This window comes from Microbacterium sp. NPDC056736 (assembly GCF_042790415.1).
GTDB lineage: Bacteria > Actinomycetota > Actinomycetes > Actinomycetales > Microbacteriaceae > Microbacterium.
Genome location: NZ_JBHTZE010000002.1, coordinates 599680 through 617080 on the forward strand (window position 1 = coordinate 599680; position 17401 = coordinate 617080).

Annotated in this window: 13 protein-coding genes; 4 read left to right on the forward strand and 9 right to left on the reverse strand. The window is 71.7% G+C overall.

Annotation, left to right across the window (positions count from 1 at the left end):
* Positions 1-49 precede the first annotated feature (49 nt).
* From ACFRAL_RS07370 to rpsP, 4 genes are all read right to left on the reverse strand, one after another.
* On the reverse strand, positions 50-4111 hold the full coding sequence (locus ACFRAL_RS07370; protein WP_378881238.1) for a molybdopterin-dependent oxidoreductase: 4062 nt from the start codon (positions 4109-4111) through the stop codon (positions 50-52).
* A 101-nt stretch (positions 4112-4212) separates the two neighbouring features.
* Positions 4213-4839, reverse strand: a complete 627-nt coding sequence (gene rimM / locus ACFRAL_RS07375) for a ribosome maturation factor RimM (RefSeq protein WP_378881241.1) — start codon at positions 4837-4839, stop codon at positions 4213-4215.
* Between the two features lie 49 nt (positions 4840-4888).
* The gene (locus ACFRAL_RS07380; protein WP_018171095.1) at positions 4889-5119 is read right to left on the reverse strand and encodes an RNA-binding protein; all 231 of its coding nucleotides are present in this window, start codon (positions 5117-5119) and stop codon (positions 4889-4891) included.
* A 4-nt stretch (positions 5120-5123) separates the two neighbouring features.
* Complete coding sequence (gene rpsP / locus ACFRAL_RS07385) at positions 5124-5555, reverse strand: 30S ribosomal protein S16 (RefSeq protein ID WP_336396929.1); 432 nt, start codon at positions 5553-5555, stop codon at positions 5124-5126.
* 300 nt (positions 5556-5855) lie between these two features.
* Between rpsP and ACFRAL_RS07390 the strand changes: the two genes are divergently transcribed.
* Positions 5856-7019, forward strand: coding sequence for a glutamate--cysteine ligase (locus ACFRAL_RS07390; RefSeq protein WP_378881243.1), 1164 nt, complete (start codon positions 5856-5858; stop codon positions 7017-7019).
* A gap of 40 nt (positions 7020-7059) precedes the next feature.
* On the opposite strand, the gene ffh is transcribed toward ACFRAL_RS07390, so the two are convergent.
* Both ffh and ACFRAL_RS07400 read right to left on the reverse strand, forming a co-directional pair.
* Positions 7060-8622, reverse strand: coding sequence for a signal recognition particle protein (gene ffh, locus ACFRAL_RS07395; RefSeq protein ID WP_378881258.1), 1563 nt, complete (start codon positions 8620-8622; stop codon positions 7060-7062).
* Between the two features lie 70 nt (positions 8623-8692).
* Positions 8693-9688 (reverse strand): TetR family transcriptional regulator, encoded by a 996-nt coding sequence (locus ACFRAL_RS07400; RefSeq protein WP_378881261.1) that lies wholly within the window; start codon positions 9686-9688, stop codon positions 8693-8695.
* Between the two features lie 93 nt (positions 9689-9781).
* Here ACFRAL_RS07400 and lipB point away from each other — a divergent pair, with 93 nt between their 5' ends.
* Complete coding sequence (gene lipB / locus ACFRAL_RS07405; protein ID WP_378881264.1) at positions 9782-10420, forward strand: lipoyl(octanoyl) transferase LipB; 639 nt, start codon at positions 9782-9784, stop codon at positions 10418-10420.
* Positions 10417-11469 (forward strand): lipoyl synthase, encoded by a 1053-nt coding sequence (lipA, locus tag ACFRAL_RS07410; protein WP_378881267.1) that lies wholly within the window; start codon positions 10417-10419, stop codon positions 11467-11469. The genes lipB and lipA overlap by 4 nt, the downstream gene beginning before the upstream one ends.
* 17 nt (positions 11470-11486) lie before the next feature.
* On the opposite strand, the gene ACFRAL_RS07415 is transcribed toward lipA, so the two are convergent.
* The 3 genes from ACFRAL_RS07415 to smc form a co-directional block, all read right to left on the reverse strand.
* Positions 11487-11987 carry a DUF2004 domain-containing protein gene (locus tag ACFRAL_RS07415; protein WP_336396924.1) on the reverse strand — a complete coding sequence of 167 codons (501 nt, stop codon included), beginning with the start codon at positions 11985-11987 and terminating at the stop codon, positions 11487-11489.
* 104 nt (positions 11988-12091) lie between these two features.
* Positions 12092-12964 carry a signal recognition particle-docking protein FtsY gene (gene ftsY / locus ACFRAL_RS07420; protein WP_336396923.1) on the reverse strand — a complete coding sequence of 291 codons (873 nt, stop codon included), beginning with the start codon at positions 12962-12964 and terminating at the stop codon, positions 12092-12094.
* A 15-nt stretch (positions 12965-12979) separates the two neighbouring features.
* Positions 12980-16528 (reverse strand): chromosome segregation protein SMC, encoded by a 3549-nt coding sequence (smc, locus tag ACFRAL_RS07425; protein ID WP_378881272.1) that lies wholly within the window; start codon positions 16526-16528, stop codon positions 12980-12982.
* A 488-nt stretch (positions 16529-17016) separates the two neighbouring features.
* Here smc and ACFRAL_RS07430 point away from each other — a divergent pair, with 488 nt between their 5' ends.
* A complete protein-coding gene (locus ACFRAL_RS07430; protein WP_336396921.1) occupies positions 17017-17271 on the forward strand; it encodes a hypothetical protein in 255 nt (84 codons plus the stop codon).
* Positions 17272-17401 lie beyond the last annotated feature (130 nt).

Sequence of the window (17401 nt, forward strand, 5' to 3'; positions counted from 1 at the left end):
ATCCGCTCATCTTCGTGCTGCCCCCGCGCCCGTGGGGACGAGGCGGTCCTCAGTACACGTCGCGGGCGTAGCGGCCGTCGGCCGCCAGGGCGCGGACGTACTCCGTCGCCGCGTCCTCGGACAGCTTGCCGTGCTGCTGGGCGATGCCGACGAGCGTCGCCTCGACGTCCTTGGCCATGCGCGTCGCATCGCCGCACACGTAGACGTGGGCTCCGTCCTCGAGCCAGCGCCAGAGACGCGCACCGTGCTCGACCATGCGGTCCTGGACGTAGATCTTCTGCCGCTGGTCGCGCGAGAAGGCCAGGTCCAGGCGGGTGAGGAAGCCGTCCGCGTGCATCTGCTGCAGCTCCTCGCGGTAGTAGAAGTCCGTCTGGGCGTGCTGCTCCCCGAAGAACAGCCAGTTGCGGCCGGTGTGCCCGTCGGCGCGACGGTCGTGGAGGAATCCGCGGAACGGGGCGATGCCCGTGCCCGGCCCGATCATGATCATGGGCGCATCGGATGCGGCCGGCGGACGGAAGGCGGGCGAGCGCTGCAGGTACACGGGCACCGCCGTCGCCTCGCCGTCCGCGAGGAACGTCGAGCAGACGCCGCCCCGCGCACGACCCGACTCGGTCTGGAACCGCACCACCGACACGGTGAGCTCGACGGTGCCCGGATCGGTCTTCGGGCTCGACGAGATCGAGTACTGGCGCGGCTGGAGCCGCTTGAGCACGCCGACCCACTCGTCGGCCGACGCGGCGACGCGGAAGTCGCGGACGAGGTCCACGGCCTGCTGGCTCCACAGGAACTGTTCGAGCCGGCCCTTGTTCTCGCGCCGGAGCAGTGCGTTCAGCGCGCTGTCGCCGCTGCGCTCGGCGATGAAGCGGACGAGGTCCAGCGGCGTCCTGGTGATGTCCAGCCGCGTCCGCAGCGCGTCGGCGAACGTGCGCTCCTCGCCGTCGAGCTCGACGATCGTGTTCGGGGCGATCCCGGTGGCCTGGAGCCACTCCGTCACCACACCCGGCGCGTTGGCACAGACGACGCCGAGCGAGTCGCCCGCCTCGTACGTCGCGCCGGACTCCGACAGGTCGAAGCCGATCCGCCGCACCTCCTTCTGCGACCCGGGCCGGCTGAGGAGCTCATTGCGCACCAGGGGCGCGTGCACCGGGTTGGCGCGGGTGAACAGGCGCTTCATGGGGGCCGGAGGTGCGACGACGGATGCCGCAGCCACCGTCCCCTCCCCCGCCAGCGTCTCGAGGATCTGCGCCAGCCACGCCTCGCGCGGCTCGTCGGCATCGGGCTCGACGTCGACGCGCTCGAGCAGGGCCGTCGCCCCCAGCTCGCCGAGCCGCGCGTCCAGACGCCGGCCGTGACCGCAGAAGTCGTCGTAGCTGGAGTCGCCGAGCGCCAGCACGGCGTAGCGGAGGTCCGAGAGCTCCGGCGCGCCGTCGGCGTTCAGGTCGTGCCACAGTGCCGCGCCGTTGTCGGGCGGGCCGCCGTCGCCGAACGTGGACGTGACGACGAGCAGTCGGCGCACGGCGGTGAGATCGGTCGCGCGCAGCTCCGCCATGCTCCGCGACCGCGCCGGGATGCCGCGCGCCCCGAGGGCGGCGGTCGCGGCCGTGGCGAACTCCTCGGCGTTCCCGGTCTGCGAGCCCCACAGCACGACGACCTCATCGGCATCGCCGGACTGCGGCGTCGCGCCGCCGACGGAGGCGCGCGAGAACGCGCCGGCGAGCACGCCGTCGAACCAGGCGCGCGCGAGCGCCCCCAGCGGCGCCTCGGCCGGCAGCACCGGCACCTCACCGGGCGCGAGCGCCACCGACCGCACCGTCGACAGGAAGCCCGCCAGATAGGCGCCCTCGGTGTCGCTCAGCGGGGGTGGCGCAAGGGGCACGCCCGCCTGGGCTAGCGCCTCGTCGGCGGAGGCCGTCGACGGCTCGGCGGCGCCGGCACCGGGCCCGACGCGGCGCAGCGACACAGCGGCGACCTTGAGCTCCGGCTGCGCCGACATCGGGTCCACCGCGTCGTTGGTCACGGCGTTCACGGTGACGTACTCGCCGTGCTCGTCGTTCCAGTGGAACGGGGCGAACAGACTGCCGGGCTGGACGCGATCGGTGAGCACCGCCGGCACGACGAACCGGCCGCGGCGCGATGCGACCTCGACCTGGTCGCCGTCCGAGATGCCGTGACGCTCGGCGTCGAACGGGTGCACCTCGACGAACGGTCCAGGGTGCAGCTTGGCGAGCTTGGCCACCCGGCCCGTCTTGGTCAGGGTGTGCCAGTGATGCGGCAGGCGTCCGGTGTTGAGCACCCACGGGTAGTCGTCGTCGGGCAGCTCCGCCGGATCGAGGTGCGGACGGGCGAGGAACTGCGCGCGCCGCGACGGCGTCGCGAAGGCCAGCCGCGGCACCGTGCCGTCGTCCTCGACGTGGAGGGACTGGCTGACGCCGTCGTTCACATACCGGATCGGATGACGCGTCGCGGGGTCGCCGGGCGGGGCGGGCCACTGCACCGGCGTCTCGCGGAGGCGCTCGTAGGTGACCCCGCGCAGGTCCCAGCCGGTCTGCGGGTTCCAGAACCGGCGGATCTCGTCGAAGACCTCGGCGCTGGAGGCGAAGTCGAAGCCGTCGAATCCCATCGCCTGCGCGATGCGGCAGATCAGCAGCCAGTCCGGCTGCGCGTCGCCCGGAGCGGGCACGACGTCCCGCACCAGGGTGAGGGTGCGGTCGCTGTTGACCGTGACGCCGTCCGCCTCCACCCAGAGGGTCGCGGGGAGCAGGATGTCGGCGTATGCCGTGGTGGCCGTCTCGGTGTAGACGTCCTGCGCGATGACGAGCTCCGCGCTCTCGAGCGCCTCGATCACGGTCCTGCGGTTGGCGACGGAAGCGACCGGGTTGCTGCAGACGATCCACAGCGCCTTGATCTCGCCCTCGGCGGCGCGACGGAACATGTCGATGGTCCCGGAGCCCGAGTCCGCGCGGATCGTCCCCGGCTCCAGGCCCCACACATCCTCGACGAAGGCGCGGTCCGTCGCGCTGAACACCGCGCGCTGGCCGGGCAGGCCGGGCCCCATGTACCCCATCTCCCTGCCGCCCATCGCGTTGGGCTGACCGGTGAGCGAGAACGGGCCGCTGCCCGGGCGGCAGATCGCCCCGGTCGCCAGGTGCAGGTTGCAGATGGCGTTGGTCGACCAGGTGCCGTGCGTGGACTGGTTGAGTCCCATGGTCCACAGGGTCATCCACTCGCCGGCCTCGCCGATCCAGCGCGCGGCGGTGCGGATGTCCTCCTCGGCGAGGCCGGTGATGTCGGCGACGCGATCGGGCGGGTAGTCGGCCAGGAGCGCGGGCATGTGCTCCCAGCCCTCGGTGTGCGCCTCGATGAACTCCTCGTCGATGTCGCCGGCGGCCACGAGCAGATGCAGCAGCCCGTTCAGGAGCGCGAGATCCGTCCCCGAGCGGATCTGCAGGAAGAGGTCGGCCCGGTCCGCCGTCGCAGTCCGGCGCGGGTCGACCACGATGAGCCGCGCGCCCTGCTTCAGCCGATCCGACATCCGCAGGAAGAGGATCGGATGGCAGTCCGCGGTGTTGGACCCGATGACGAAGAAGAGGTCCGCCCTGTCGAAGTCCTCGTACGACCCGGGCGGGCCGTCGGCGCCGAGCGACTGCTTGTAGCCGGTGCCGGCCGATGCCATGCACAGTCGTGAGTTCGACTCGATGTGGATGCCGCGCAGGTACCCCTTCACGAGCTTGTTGGAGAGGTACTGCGCCTCCATGCTCATCTGGCCCGAGACATACAGCCCGATGGCATCGGGGCCGTGCTCGTCGAGGATGGCCCGCAGGCGGGCGGCGGCATCCGTGACCGCATCGGTCAGCAGGACGGGCTCGGCGGGCTCGCCCCGGGCCGGTCGGATATGCGCCGACGTCATGCGGCCGGGGGCCTGCATGAGCTCGGCGTGCGTGGCTCCCTTGGTGCAGAGGCGTCCGGCGTTCGTCGGATGCTCGCGGTCGCCCACGACTTTCGCGATGGTGAGCGGATGCCCCGCTCCGCCGTCCGCGGTGGTCACCGAGATGCCGCAGCCGACGCCGCAGTAGGAGCACACGGTGCGCACCGGGGAGCGGACTTCGGCCATGTGACCATGGTCGGGCAGAGAGGTTCCGGGACCTTTCCCGCCGTGTTTCCCGCAGATCACATCTGCCGCACCCCCGCCGGGAGAGCGGCGTGAGGGCGGCGTCAGCCGGCGGTGCCGTCCTCCGCGTCCTCGGCGTCGTCGCCGTCCGACCGCGACGGCGTCTCATCGCCCTCGTCGTCGGGGAGCTCCTCGAAGAGGCCGTCCGGCGGCGTGACGATCACGCGGCCGCCGGCGACATCGACCTCCGGGACGATCGCCTTGACGAACGGCACGAGCACCTCGTCCTCGCGGACCTTCACGATGAGGAGGTCCTGCGCCGGGAGGTGGTCCACACGCACGACACGGCCGACGGTCTCACCGTCGCGCACCACGTCGAGGCCGACGAGCTGGTGGTCGAACCACGCGTCGTCCTCGGCGGGCGAGGACTGGGAGTCCTCGTCGACCCAGAGGATCGCGCGGATGAGCTCCTCTGCGGCGGACCGGTCGTCGACGCCCTCGAAGAACGCGACGGGGTGGCTGTTCATCCACCGGAACTCGCGCACCGTCAGCGGCTTGCCGTGCCACGGCGACGACTCCGGCACCTGGAGCGTGAACGTCGCGCCCGGGACGAAGCGTCCGTCGGGATCGTCGGTGTACAGCTCGATCTTGATGGCGCCCTTGAGGCCGTGGGCCTTCACCAGGCGTCCGACCCGGAGCTGCGTCCTGCCGGCGGGGGGAACCGCGTTCACGGGGCGGCGGGCCTCAGGACCCGCTCCCGTGGTGTCTTCGCCTGCCACCTCAGTCGTCCGCCACGTCGACGCGCACGCGGCGTCCGTCGGCGAGGGCGGTGATGAGGGTGCGCAGGGCTTTGGCCGTGCGGCCGCCGCGCCCGATCACGCGACCCCGGTCATCGGGGTGGACGTGCACCTCGAGCACGTCGCCGCGAGGCGACGTGGACGAGTCGATGCGGACGTCGTCCGGGTGATCGACGATCCCCTTGACGACGTGTTCGAGCGCGGCGGCGAGCAACGGATTACTCGGCGGAGTCGGCGGCCTCGTCGGCCGCGTCGGTCGCCTCGGCGGCGGGAGCCTCGGCGGGCTCCTCGGCCTTCTTCTCGGCCTTGGGCTTGACGACCGACTTCTTGGAGGAGTCGACCTCGAACGCGGCCTTCTCGTCGCGCGTCTTCACGGTCGAGACGGCGTCCTTGTCGCCCTTGAAACGACCCCAGTCGCCGGTCAGCTTGAGGATGGCGAGCACCTGCTCGGTCGGCTGCGCGCCGACCGACAGCCAGTACTGCGCGCGGTCGGAGTCGACCTCGATGAACGAGGGCTCCTCGGTGGGGTGGTACTTGCCGATCTCCTCGATGACACGACCGTCGCGCTTGGTGCGCGAGTCGGCCACGACGATGCGGTAGTACGGCGCACGGATCTTGCCGAGACGCTTGAGACGGATCTTGACAGCCACGATTCTCCTGAATGTGTGGAAAGTGATCGAACCGATCGCCTGGAGCGTGGGGTGCACACCCGGCGGAAGCTCTGAAGGGAGGATCTCCGCGCTGGATAGAGGGTCGAGCGGGTGATCCAGCCCTCTATTCTGCCAGACCGCAGGAGCCCCCGCGAACACCCCGCCCACCAGACCGCAGGAGCCCCCGCGAACACCCCGCCCACCAGACCGCAGGAGCCCCCGCGAACACCCCGCCCACCACGTGACGCACCGTGCCGTCAAGCGGACGGGACCGGCGGAACACCGTGCCAGACTGTGCGCATGACGGTGCCCTTCGCGACATCAGCCCGTTCCTCGGTGGGCCTCGAATGGGAGCTGATGCTCGCCGACACCGCGACCGGAGACCTCATCCCCCGCGCTCCGGACGTGCTCGACGCGCTCGAAGACGACTCCGCGCTGGAGCGCTACACCGTCACCGGCGAGCTGCTCACGAACACCATCGAGCTCACCAGCGGCATCGGCGACACGGTCGCGGCCGCCGTCGACGACATCGGCGACGCGATCGCGGCGGTGCGCACGTTCACCGATCCCCACGGCATCGACCTGCTGTGCGCCGGCAGTCATCCGTTCGCGCAGTGGTACCACCAGGCGGTCACCGACAAGACGCGGTACCACAAGCTCATCGAGCGCACCCAGTGGTGGGGACGCAACATGATGATCTGGGGCATCCACATCCATGTCGGCGTCGAGGACGTCAACAAGGTGTTCCCCATCATCAACGCCCTGGCCGTGTACCTGCCGCACCTGCAGGCGCTCTCGGCGTCGAGCCCGTACTGGGCGGGCGAGCGCACGGGCTACGCCTCGAACCGGGCGCTGGTCTTCCAGCAGCTGCCGACCGCGGGGCTCCCGTGGCCCCTGCAGGACTGGCGTGAGTTCGAGGGCTACCTCGACGACATGGTGGGCACGGGCGTGATGGAGGACGCCACCGAGGTGCGCTGGGACATCCGCCCGGCACCGCGCTGGGGAACGATCGAGGTGCGCGCGTGCGACGGGATGTCGACGCTGCCCGAGCTCGCGGCGGTCGCCGCCCTCGTGCAGGTACTCGTCGAGCATTTCTCCCGCCGGCTGGACGAGGGGCTCGAACTCGAGACCATCCAGCCCTGGTTCGTCCGCGAGAACAAGTGGCGCGCCGCCCGCTACGGCCTGGACGCCCGGGTGATCGTCGATCGCGCGGGCACGCAGCGCCCGGTCGTCGACCACCTGCGCGAGACCCTCGAGCAGGTCCGCGACATCGCGGTCGATCTGAAGTGCGCGCGCGAGCTCGCGGGCATCGACACGATCCTCACGCAGGGCGCGAGCTACGCGCGGCAGCTCGCGGTCGCCGATGCCGCGGACGGCGATCTGCGCGAGGTCGTGCGCCACCTCGTCGGCGAGTTCCGCTCCGGCCCGACGCTGCGCGAGCATCTGGCCACGCTCGGCCACTGACACGGCCGATGCGCGCCGACCGCGCCTGATCCCGCCGTCGTCAGCCGCGTCCGAGCATCTTCTGCAGCTCGGCCAGCTCGGCCTCGCTCGGCACGCCCTTGGCGCCCGCGCCCAGGCCGAAGCCCGACCCCGTCGGCGCCTCGGAGGCCTGTGCGGCGATGCCCGCGTTCTCGGCGGCGCGCTTGGCCGGGTTGCCCGACCGCGAGCCCTTCGCCTTCTGCTGCTTGCCGCGCTTGGACGAGGCGCCGGGACGACCCGCCCCCGGAACCGGGCCCATGCCCGGGATGTTGGGCACGCCGCCACGCGCGACCGTCTTCATCATCTTGGCCGCCTGCTCGAAGCGCTGCACGAGCTGATTGACGTCGGTGACCGTCATGCCCGAGCCCCGCGCGATGCGCAGGCGGCGGGAGCCGTTGAGGAGCTTGGTGTTGCGCCGCTCGGCCGGCGTCATCGAGCGGATGATCGCCTCGGTGCGGTCGATCTCGCGCTCGTCGAAGTCCTCGAGCTGCTGCTTCATCGAGCCCATGCCCGGGAGCATCCCGAGCATCTTCTTCATCGAGCCCATCTTGCGCATCTGCTGCATCTGCTCGAGGAAGTCCTCGAGCGTGAACTGCTCGGTCGCAAGCTTCGCGGCGACCTTGAGCGCCTCCTCCTCGTCGAAGGCCTGCTGGGCCTGCTCGATGAGGGTGAGGATGTCGCCGAGGTCGAGGATGCGCGACGCCATGCGGTCGGGGTGGAAGGCCTCGAGGTCCTCGAGGCCCTCGCCGGTGGACGCGAAGATGATCGGGCGGCCGGTGACGGAGGCCACCGACAACGCGGCGCCACCGCGCGCGTCGCCGTCGAGCTTGGACAGGACGACGCCGGTGAAGTCGACGCCCTCCTGGAAGGCCTTGGCCGTGTTGACGGCGTCCTGACCGATCATCGCGTCGATGACGAACAGCACCTCGTCGGGATCGGTGGCCTTGCGGATGTCGGCGGCCTGCTTCATGAGCTCGGCGTCGACGCCGAGGCGACCGGCGGTGTCGATGATGACGACGTCGTGCTGCTGACGGCGCGCGACCTCCACGCCGTCGCGCGCGACCTTCACCGGGTCGCCGACGCCGTTGCCGGGCTCCGGTGCGTAGATGGCGGCGCCGGCACGCTCCGCGACGACCTGCAGCTGGTTGACGGCGTTCGGGCGCTGGAGGTCGGCGGCGATGAGGAGCGGGGTGTGCCCGTCCTTCTCGAGCTGACGCGCGAGCTTGCCGGCGAACGTCGTCTTGCCGGAGCCCTGGAGGCCGGCGAGCATGATCACCGTCGGCGGGTTCTTGGCGAACTGCAGCCGCCGCTGCTCGCCGCCGAGGATGGCGACGAGCTCCTCGTTGACGATCTGCACGACCTGCTGCGCCGGGTTGAGCGCCCGGTTGACCTCGTCGCCGAGGGCGCGCTCGCGCACCTTGGCGGTGAAGTCCTTGACGACGGGAAGCGCCACGTCGGCGTCGAGGAGCGCGCGACGGATCTCGCGGACCGTGCCGTCGACGTCCGCGGGCGTGAGCTTGCCCTTGGTGCGGAGGTTGCGGAAGGTCTCGGTGAGCCGGTCGGAGAGAGTGCCGAAAGTCGCCATGATCCCCCGATTCTAACGGCGACGGATGCCATCGCCTCGCGCTCGCCCCCTGCCGGGCCCGGGCGGCGACTCAGCTCTCGGGCCCGAGCTCCTGGAAGAGGGTGAGCTGCAGTCCCGCCGGCCCGCGCAGGCGCGCGTTGCGGGATCGCCACGGCGTGACGCGGGCGGATGCCTCGATCACGGCGCCGCCCTCGTCGAGCCGGGCGACCGCGGCGTCGGTGTCGGCGACCTCCAGGGCCAGACGGATGCGGTCGCTCGGGGCGTCGCCGTCGGTCTCGACGCGGTCGATGAACTCGACCTGCGCAGGATTGGCGATCTCGAGAGTGGCGCGCCCCGCCGCGAGGATCGCCACGCGCGCACCTCCGTCGGCCTCGTACGCCTCGGCCTGCGGCATCCCCACGACGTCGCGATAGAACGCGAGGGTCTGCTCGAAGGCGGCGGCCTGCACCACCACCCGCAGCTGCGCGACCTCGCCCACCGGATCCGTCCACGAGGTCGACCCTGCCGCGTCGCTCGCCCGGGCGAGGAACCGCGCCAGCGACGTGCGGCCGGCGCCGTCGTGCGCCCAGGCCTCGATCGCGGCGATCACCGCGCCGCCCCATGCCGCGCCCGCGACCTCGGCACGCACCCGATCGGCGCCGCCGTGGGCGAGGCGGGCCGACACCGCGCGTGCGACGCGGGCTCGTCGGAGCGCGGCGTCGCGCTCGTACTCGACCTCGAGACCCATCGCCGCGGCGTTGACGATGCCGAGCGCCAGGCTGTCGGGCGCGAAGCCGTCGGCGATGGCGAGCGTCGCTGCGCGCACGGCGGCCGCGGCATCCGTGCTCCCGTCCGTCGCGATGCGCCGCTCGAACTCCGCGAGCCTCTCGTCCAGGCCTGCCCACAGCACGTCGGACTTCGAGGAGAAGTAGTTGAAGAAGCTGGAGCGGCTGACGCCCGCCCGCCGGGAGATGTCGACGATCGAGGTCTGCTCGTACCCCTGCTCGAGGAACAGTTCGCAGGCCGCCTCGGCGATCGTCTCGCGCGACGACGCCTTCGGCCGGCCCGCCCGGTGCTCGCTGCACATGAAGCCACCCTACGGCGGGCTCCATCCCGCGCGCCCCGATGTATTGTTGGACGCGATCCATGAATGGCTGCAGACTCAGCGCGAAGGAGCACGATGCTCGACATCAGGACGGTCGGCCTCTCCCCCGACTACGTGCCGTACCTGGAGGGCTGGGCACTGCAGCGCAGCGTCCACGCCGACGTCGTGGCGCAGGTGCGTCCCGACACGCTGCTGCTCCTCGAGCACGAGCCGGTGTACACCGCCGGTGCCCGCACCGCACGCCATGAGCGCCCGGCCGACGGCACGCCGGTCGTCGACGTCGACCGCGGCGGCAAGATCACCTGGCACGGGCCCGGCCAGCTCGTCGGCTACCCGATCGTCCGGCTCGCCGAGCCGGTCGACGTGGTCGCGCATGTGCGGCGCCTCGAGCAGCTGCTGATCGACGTGCTCCGCGAGTTCGACGTCGAGGGCTACCGGGTCGAGGGGCGCAGCGGCGTGTGGGTGCGCCGCCCGCTCGGCGAGGACAAGGTCGCGGCCATCGGCGTCCGCGTGCAGCGCGGCGTGACGATGCACGGCTTCGCGCTCAACTGCGACAACACGCTGGCGGGCTTCCGCGGGATCATCCCGTGCGGGATCACGGATGCCGGGGTCACGACCCTCAGCGAGATCGCCGGCGCCGACATCGGCCCGGCCGACGTCATCGACACGGTGAGCCGCGTGTTCGCCGCGGACTTCGCGGGGGTGCCGGCATGAGCGCGTGCGGCGGCTCCCACGGGGCGACCGCGGCCGTCCCGGGTGCGGCATCCGCGCCGTCCGCCCCCGAGGGGCGCAAGCTGCTGCGCCTCGAGGTCCGCAATGCGCAGACGCCGATCGAGCGCAAGCCGGAGTGGATCAAGACCCGCGCGAAGATGGGCCCCGAGTACCAGGCGCTGCACTCCCTCGTGAAGACCGAGGAGCTGCACACCGTGTGCCAGGAGGCCGGCTGCCCCAACATCTACGAGTGCTGGGAGGACCGCGAGGCGACGTTCCTCATCGGCGGCTCGCAGTGCACGCGCCGGTGCGACTTCTGCCAGATCGACACCGGCAAGCCCGCCGACTACGACACCGACGAGCCGCGCCGCGTCGCCGAGAGCGTCGTGCGCATGAACCTGCGGTACGCCACCGTCACCGGCGTCGCGCGCGACGACCTGCCCGACGGCGGCGCGTGGCTCCACGCCGAGACCGTCCGGCAGATCCACGAGATGAACCCGAACACGGGAGTCGAGATCCTCGCGACGGACTTCAACGGCGATCCCGCGCTGCTCGCCGAGGTGTTCGACAGTCGCCCGGAGGTGTTCGCGCACAACGTCGAGACGGTCCCGCGCATCTTCAAGCGCATCCGCCCTGCGTTCCGGTACGTGCGCTCGCTCGACGTGCTGACGCGGGCCCGGGATGCGGGGCTCATCACCAAGTCCAACCTGATCCTCGGGATGGGCGAGGAGCCCGACGAGGTGGTTCAGGCCCTCGAGGATCTGCACGCCGCGGGCACCGACATCATCACGATCACGCAGTACCTCAGGCCGTCGCCCCGCCACCTGCCGGTCGCCCGATGGGTGAAGCCCCAGGAGTTCGTGGAGTTCAAGGAGCAGGCCGAGCGCATCGGCTTCCTCGGGGTGCTCGCCGGCCCCCTCGTGCGCTCCTCGTACCGGGCGGGGCGGCTGTGGGCGCAGTCGATGCTGTCGAAGGGCCGCCCGATCCCCGCGCACCTCGCGCACATCGCCGAGGACGTCCACGTCGAGCGGGGATTCGCCCAGGCGGTGTGACCCGCCTCTGGGCGGGGTCAGTCGGCGCTCGTCACCGACAGCACCGCGCCGTCGGAGCCGAGGTTGACCAGCAGCACGTCGTCGGTGGCATCCGGGTCCAGCGCGTACTCGAGGACGGCGAACGGGTCGGCTCCGCCGTGCTCGTCCGCGAGGATCGTCATGCTCATCAGCTGCAGCGAGCGGATGACGTCGATGTGGACATCGCCGGAGATGTCGACGAGGGTGTCCTCCAGCGACTCCCCCAGCGTCTCCTGCTGCTGCAGGATGTACTCGGTCACCTCGCTGGTGCGATCGCTGAGCTCGTTGACCATCGCGTTGCGGGCGCTGCGGTCGATGTCCTCGAGCGCGGAGATCAGCGCCGCCGCGACGTCGAGGGCCGCCTCGGAGACGTCGTCCTGATCGGGCGCGGTCAGATCGACGGTCACGGACTGGTCGCCGAGCTCGACGTTCTCGGACCAGAAGATCGATCCGTCCGGCCCGGATTCGAGGAGTCCGAAATAGTCGTGCTCGATCGCCATGTCCCCATGAAACCGCAACCCGCGCCCAGGCGATACCCCGAACCCGGCATGGAGCGGAATCGGCCGCCGCACCCGCGTCGCGCGGCCGGGCTCGGGGCCCCGGATCAGTCCACGAGCGAGGCCGCGAACACGTGCGGCGTGAAGCCGGTGAGGTCGCCGATGCCCTCGCCCTGGCCGAGGAGCTTGACCGGGATCCCGGTGCGCTCCTGGACGGCGAGGACGAATCCGCCCTTCGCGGAGCCGTCGAGCTTCGTGATCACCAGCCCGGTCACGCCGGCGTGCTCGAGGAACGCCTGCGCCTGCATGACGCCGTTCTGGCCGGTGGTCGCATCGAGCACGAGCAGGACCTCGCTGATCGGCGCCTGCTTCTCGACGACGCGGCGGATCTTGCCGAGCTCGTCCATCAGCCCGCCCTTGGTGTGAAGCCGACCCGCGGTGTCGACCAGCACGATCTCGGTGCCGGTCTGCTTCGCGTACGCGATGGTCTGGAAGGCGACGGATGCCGGATCCTGACCCTCCTGCTGCGGCCGGACGATCGCCGCCCCGCCGCGCTCGGCCCACGTCGCGAGCTGGTCGACCGCGGCGGCGCGGAAGGTGTCGGCGGCGCCGACGACCACCGAGCGGCCGTAGCGCTGCAGGAACTTCGCGAACTTGCCGATCGTCGTCGTCTTGCCCACGCCGTTGACCCCGACCACGAGCACGACGGCCGGGCGCTCGGTGAGCCGGAGTGTCGTGTCGAACTTCGCGAAGTGCTCCTCGAGCGTCTCCTTCAGCATCCGCTGCAGGTCCCGCGGGTCGGTCGTCCGATAGCGCTCGACCTTCTCGCGCAGCTCGTCCACGATCCGCTCGGTGATGTCGGGGCCGAAGTCCGCGGTCAGCAGCGCCGTCTCGAGGTCTTCCCACGTGCTGTCGTCGATGGTGGGCTTGACGAACATGCCGCGCAGCGCGCGACCGAGCGACCAGGAGCTCTCTGCCATACCCCCAGCCTAGGGTCAGGACGCGACGCGCTCGGCGATGCGCTGCCCCACCACGGCGGACACGCCGTCCTGCCGCATCGACACCCCGTAGAGGGCGTCGGCGATCTCCATCGTGCGCTTCTGATGCGTGATCACGATGAGCTGGCTGGACTCCCGCAGCTGCTCGAAGACGCCCAGGAGGCGACCCAGATTCGCGTCGTCGAGCGCCGCCTCAACCTCGTCGAGGATGTAGAACGGACTCGGGCGCGCCTTGAAGATCGCCGTCAGCAGCGCGACGGCGGCGAGCGACCTCTCGCCGCCCGACAGCAGCGAGAGGCGTTCGATCTTCTTGCCCACTGGCCTCACCGCGACCTCGATGCCGGTGGTGAGCGGCGAGTCGGGGTCGGTGAGGCTGATCGATCCCGTGCCACCGGGGAACAGGATGGGGAACACCTCGCCGAACGCGGTCCTCGTGTCTTCGAACGCGGCGAGGAAGATGGTCTGCATCCGCTCGTCGAGCTCCTCGATGATCGTCAGCAGGTCCTTGCGCGTCTGCGTCAGGTCGGCCAGCTGCTCGGTCATGAACTTGTGGCGCTGCTCGAGCGCCTCGAACTCCTCCAGCGCCAGCGGGTTCACCCGGCCCAGCTGGCTGAGCTTCCGCTCAGCGTCCTGCAGGCGTCGTCGCTGCTGCGCACGGTCGAACGGGGTGGATGCCGCACCGTCGTCGTCGCGCAGCGTCTCGGTCGCATCCGCCACGGGATCCAGCGGAACCGGCTGATCCGGGCCATATTCCGAAATCAGAATGTCCTCGTCGAGGCCGAGCTCGGACTGCACCCGCTCGAGGATGCCGGTGACGTGCAGCCTCTTCTCGTGGATCTGCAGCTCCAGGCTGTGCACGCTCTCGGTGAGCCCCGCGAGGCGCTCGCGCACCGACGCCTCCTGGCCGCGCAGCGTCGCGAGCTCCGTCGTGACGGCGGTGCGTTCGGCTTCGGCCGCCGAGAGCTCCGCGCGCGCCTGCGCGAGCGACCGGTCGACCGAGTCGATGACGGCCGGAAGCTGCCCCGCCACGCCTGCGGCGATCTCGCGCTGCGCGCGGCGGACGACCGCGCGGCGTGCGGCCTCGGCCGCCGCCTCGCGCTCCCGCTCGCGCTGACGCTCGAGCGCGATCACGCGCGCCTCGCCGGCCCGGATGCGCTCCCGCAGCGTCTCGACGTCGAGCCGCGCGCGCATCTCGCCGTCCCGCGCCTCTTCGAGCGCCGCGAGCATGCCCTCGCGCGCCGAGGCGTCGAGGATCGGGCGCGGGGCCTCCAGTGCCGCGGTCAGCTGCTCCTCCGCCGAGCGCGCGGCGCCCTCGGCCTCGTCTACGGCTGCTGCAGCCTGCGCGAGTCCGGCGGCCAGGCGCTCGCATTCGGCGACGGCGGCTTCATGACGCACCGTGGCCCGGTTGACCTGCTCGGCGTGGGCGGCGAGGGCCGCGTCGTGCTCGCGCAGTGTCGCCAGCGCCGTCTTGGTGCGCTGCCGCGCCGACTCCAGCTCGCGCGTCGCGTCCGCCAGCGCCTCCCGCAGCGAGTCGGCGACGACGGCGATCTCGTCGCGGCGGTCGGCTGCGGCATCCCGCTCGGCAGCAAGCTCCAGGCGCGAACGCGACGCGCCCGCGCCCGCGCGCAGCGAGTGCTCGGTGTACACCTCGCCACGACGGGTGACGAGCGTGATCGGCCCGCCGAGCTCTGCGGCGGCCAGCGCCGGACCGGCCGCACGCGCGGTCGGAAGGTCGTCGGCGACCACGACGTACGCGAGCAGCCCGAGCACGCCGTCGGGCGCCGTGACCACCTCGCGCGCCGGCACCACGCCGTCCTGCGGCGGGAACGCCGGACGCGTCGTCCCGGCCGAGGCGATCACGATGTCGACCATCCCGGCCTCGGAGTCGCGCGCGTCGTCCGCGACGGCGAACGCGCTGTCGCGGTCGTCGACGAGCACGCCCTCCGCGACGGGACCCAAGACGGCCGCGATGGCCGCCTCGAACCCCGGCTTGACCTGCACCGCGTCTCCGACGAGCCCACGGACGCCTTCGCGCCCCTGGGCGATCAGCGCGGACGCGCCGTTCTTGACGTCGAGGGCGCGGCTGAGCGCCATGGTCTGAGCCGTCAGGGCGTCTCGCTCGCGTTCGGCGGCGTGCAGACGGTCGCGGAGGGCCGCGACCGCCGCCTCCGCGTCGGCCGCCTCCCGCTGCGCGCGCTCGTAGGCGGCGGCCTGGTCGGCGGACGAGGATTCCGGCACGAGATCGGGGTCGACGCCGTCGAGGATCTCCTCGGCCTCCGCGCGGCGTGTCAGTGCCGCATCCAGCGCCCGCTGCTGACGCTCGACGGCGCCGCGGACGGCCGCGAGAGCGGATGCCGCGGCCTCGGCGGTGCCGCGGAGCGCCGTGATGCGCATGTCGTGCTCCGACACGAGGGCGCTCTGCTCCGCGATGTCGACGTCGAGCGCGTCCAGCTCGGCGCGGGCGCGCACGACCTCGCGTGCCGCCTCGGCGGCGGCATCCTGGGCCGCTCCCAGCCCGTCGGACACGTCGTCGATCTCGGCGCGCGCCTCGTCGATCATCGCCTGCGACACGGTCGTCAGCTCGATGCGCTCCTCGTCCTCGGCGTCACCCAGCAGGGCGAGCCGCTGGCCGGCCAGGGCGTACAGGCTCCGCAGCCGCTCCTGGACGCGCTCGAGGCCGTGCGCGACGTGGCGGGCGCGGTCGACGCTCTCCGAGCGCTGATCGTTCTCGAGCTGCTCGATGCGCACCCGGGCGTTGTCGAGGCGCTCCTGCAGCACCATGCGCTCTCCATGACGCTCCTGCTCGCTCCGGGCGTGCGAGGCCAGCTCGCCCCGCAGGCCCGCGATCTCGTCTGCGAACAGCCGCGCCTTGGCGTCCCGCACCACCGCAGCGATCGTCGCGGCCTCGCGGGCGATCTCCGCCTGGCGGCCCAGCGGCTTGAGCTGGCGCCGCAGCTCACCGGCCAGGTCGCTCAGTCTCGTGAGGTTGGCCTCCATCGCGTCGAGCTTGCGCAGGGTCTTCTCCTTGCGCCGGCGGTGCTTGAGGATGCCCGCCGCCTCCTCGATGAATCCGCGGCGGTCCTCGGGCGTGGCCTGCAGGACGCTGTCGAGCCGGCCCTGGCCGACGATCACGTGCATCTCGCGGCCGAGCCCGGAGTCGCTCAGCAGCTCCTGGACGTCCAGGAGCCGGCAGGACTCGCCGTTGATCGCGTACTCGCTCGTGCCGTTGCGGAACAGCGTGCGGCTGATCGTCACCTCGGAGTAGTCGATCGGCAGCGCCCCGTCGCTGTTGTCGATCGTGAGCTGCACCTCGGCGCGGCCCAGCGGCCCACGGGTCGCGGTGCCGGCGAAGATGACGTCCTCCATCTTGCCGCCGCGGAGGGTCTTCGCCCCCTGCTCACCCATGACCCAGGCGAGGGCGTCGACGACGTTCGACTTGCCGGATCCGTTCGGTCCCACGATGCAGGTGACGCCCGGCTCGAGGGCGAAGGTCGTCGGCTGGGCGAACGACTTGAACCCTTTGAGCGTCACGCTCTTCAGGTGCATGGATCGCCCTCCACCCCGCCTCGATTACCCGCCTACGCTACCCGAGCCGGCCGCGTGAGCCCGGCAGGCGAGCGGAGCGCCGGGCGGATGCCGCGACACGCCATGGGATCACCGAATCTGCGAAAACGCTTGACGCGGGTCTCCCGCACCCTGTAACGTCACTCACCGCGTCTGAAGTCGAGAAAGGAGGTCACCGATGATGCACATGAACACCACAGGAATCACCGCCGGATTCGGCGGTGCGATTCGTCTGCGCGCGTCGGGGACCCTCTCCTTCGGCGCGGTGCTGAGCGGCCGCTTCCCCGCCGCCATCTGATCCCCGCAGGGGACGAGTCTGCCCGCTTCCGGGCGACACCCGTCTGCTGCGCCGCATCCGCAACGCGGTGCTTAGCGCGCTCCCCCTGCATCGTCCCGTCGTGCTGCGGCACGGCATCTCCGCCTCCGGCGCCCGCCGGAGGCATCCCTTCCAGATCGGAAAGAGAACCATCATGAACACCCTTCTCGCGCCGCAGCGCCCCTCGGGCCGGCCCGATACGCTGCGGCTCCCGAGCCGCGACACCCGCATCTCGCTCCTGGACCGTCTCGCCCTGCACGCGGGCTTGCGTCTCCTGCTGTGGAGCACCCGCACACCGCGGCTCACCGACGATCGCCGCCGACACGCCGAGGCGTACCGGCGGCAGGAGGACGCGGCGCTCCGAGAGCGCCTCTACTTCCGCGAGGCCTCCCTCGCGCCACGGCCGTGACGGCCACCGGGTCCGCCGCCCGCACCCGGGCGGCGGGCCCCACACCACAGACGACCGCACCCCCCACCCAAGGTCGCGACGAAATTGGCCCCAACAACGGGCAGGAGCGCCGGCCGCGGGTGGTGACCCC